Genomic DNA, 2,201 nt, shown 5'->3' on the forward strand with positions numbered 1-2,201 from the left:
CCGCCTGCCGGCAGCCCACCGCCATGCGAGGCGGAGAGCACGGCCAGCAGCGAGGGGGCGGCCGCCTGCTGCGGCGGCGCCGGCGGCGTCAGGCTGGAAGCCAGGCCAGAGGCCATCTGGGCCAGCAGGCCGGATTGCGGCGCGGCGGCCAGGTGATGCGCCTCGGTCGCCTGCAGCGCCGCCAGCAGCGAGGCGGCGGCGTCCATGCCGCCGCCGGCCATCAGCGCGGTCTGCGGCGCCATGGCCATCGGGATCACCGGCACGACCGGGGTTGGCGTCGCCGCGGCGGCCGGCGCGAGCAGGGCAGCGACTTGCACCGGCTGCAAGCCGGGCGCGGCCAGGGTACCGCCGGCCGGGACAACCGCGGGTTGCGGCGCGGGGATGGCGGAAGCGGCGCCCGGACGGCCTGCGGCGGCGCTGCCGAACAGGGAGGCGACCAGCAGCGCGGCGCTGCCCGGGCTGCGCGGCCCGGCACCCGGGGCCGGCGCCGTCGCCGACGTGGCGGCGACCGGGAGGGCGGGCATGGCAGGGCGGCTGGCCAGCGGCGCCAGCACCGAGGCCAGCGATGGCGCCGGGGCGGCGGCAGGCTTCGACGCGGCCGCGGCCGGGCTGGCAGCCTGCCCGGGGGGCGCCGGCGGCGGCGCCATCAGCGAGGCCAGCACGCCGGCCAGCGGCGCCTGGCGCTGCGCCGGGGAAGGGGCGGTTTCGGCAGGCTTTTCAACGACGGCCGGGCCTGGCGCCGGGGTGGCCGGCGCCCTGGCCAGCAGGGCCGCCAGCGGCGAGGCGGCGGGCTGCGCCGCCAGGACCGGCGCCGCCACGGTCGCCGGCGGCGGCGCGGCGGGGGTCACCGGGGCGGTGCTGGCCAGCACCGGATTGGGCAGGACAGGTGTCGCAGCCGGCGGCGCGGACATGGGCGCGGCGGCCGGCGATGCGGTGTCCGGCTGCGGCATGGCGGCCGGCGCCGGCGACGCCTCCGGGGTCTGGAAGGCGGCCAGGCTGTCGCGCAGCGCGGTTGACGTGCCCCCCTGCTCCTCGCGAACCGGCTGGTTGCCGAATGATCGATAGCGGATCCCCGGCGCACGCAGCGCAGCCACAACGCGGGCGACGTCGATATCCTGGCCCATAAGCCGCCTTAACTCCTTCGGAGAGCACAGAATGCCCTCTCGGCGCAGCGCACGAAACCACATATTCGCAAGCGTGGCCCGAACAAAAATTGAGATTCTACGCTTTTTCCGACAAAGCGGCCAATGTGAGCAATTTTAAGACAGAGGAATAATAATCATCCCGCATGAAAGGCGGGTTTGGCTGTGCCGGCGGCCTCCCGCCGAGCTGTTCGAAGACATAGCTGCCCAGGCCGCGCAGCCCGGGCGCCGCGGCATAGGGCCCGATGCGATTCGTGGTCAAATCCACCCAGGCCGGCCACAGCCGATGCCCGGGATCACCCCAGAAGCGCGCGGCCGCCAGCGCCCCCGGCTCATCCGCCAGCCCGGCCCAGCAGAGATAGAGCGGCACCCGCACCGCATCGTAGGAAAACCTGGGCGGCCAACGGCTTGGCAGGGTCAGCGCGCCATCTGCCCGGGCCACGGTCAGCCAGTCCGGCGGCAAACCCCAGCGGCCGAAGCGGGCGCGGCGCAGCAGCTTCAGCCCGTCGCCGGCCAGCGCCAGCCAGGCCGGATCGGGCACCGCCCGGGCCAGCACGCCGAGGATCGGGAAGGCATAGTAGGAAGGGTTGACGGTGACGCTGTCGGCGGCCTCGAAACCGTGCAGCGCCGGCAGCAGCAGGGTGCTGCCGGCGACCTGGCGCAACAGCAACCGCAGGATGTCGCGGGCGATGGCAGCGCCGGCCTCCGTATAGCCCGAATCCGGCCAGCGCCGGCCGGCCAGCAGCAGCGCGGCGCCGATGAACAGGTCGCCGTCGGTGGCGTTGTTGCGATCAGGCACCGAATCGCCGCGGTCGGGGATGTAGCGCCAGGCCGCCAGCCGGTCCTGCGGCCGGGTCAGCCAGCGCCGCGTCCAGCCCCACACGAGCTCGAAGCCGGCGCGGTCGGCAGCGCGCTCGGCGCAGAACATGGCCCAGTTCGGCCAGGACTATCTCCGCCCCGAGGGGCGGGTGGTCGACACCGGCAACCAGAATGTCTCGCATTCCGAGGGGCAGGGCTGGGCCATGTTCTGCGCCGAGCGCGCTGCCGACCGCGCCGGCT

At 74.7% G+C, this 2,201-nt stretch carries 2 protein-coding genes and 1 pseudogene; 1 reads left to right on the top strand and 2 read right to left on the bottom strand.

Annotated elements, in window-relative coordinates; all coding sequences use genetic code 11:
- Both BKE38_RS27985 and BKE38_RS27990 read right to left on the bottom strand, forming a co-directional pair.
- Positions 1-1,124 (bottom strand): annotated as a pseudogene (locus BKE38_RS27985) (hypothetical protein); the annotation flags it as partial.
- A gap of 97 nt (positions 1,125-1,221) precedes the next feature.
- Entirely contained in the window at positions 1,222-2,070 is an 849-nt protein-coding gene (locus tag BKE38_RS27990) for a family 8 glycosyl hydrolase (RefSeq protein ID WP_076960441.1), read from the bottom strand.
- Between BKE38_RS27990 and BKE38_RS27995 the strand changes: the two genes are divergently transcribed.
- Positions 2,069-2,201: glycosyl hydrolase family 8 (locus BKE38_RS27995; RefSeq protein ID WP_242662600.1), on the top strand; the 133-nt coding region annotated here is incomplete at its 3' end. The genes BKE38_RS27990 and BKE38_RS27995 overlap by 2 nt on opposite strands.

It is taken from the genome of Teichococcus deserti (assembly GCF_001982615.1).
GTDB classification, from domain to species: domain Bacteria; phylum Pseudomonadota; class Alphaproteobacteria; order Acetobacterales; family Acetobacteraceae; genus Pseudoroseomonas; species Pseudoroseomonas deserti.

Excerpts from the sequence above, each read along its gene's own strand:
- BKE38_RS27990 (WP_076960441.1), bottom strand. The coding sequence starts at position 2,070 with ATGTTCTGCGCCGAGCGCGCTGCCGACCGCGCCGGCTTCGAGCTCGTG.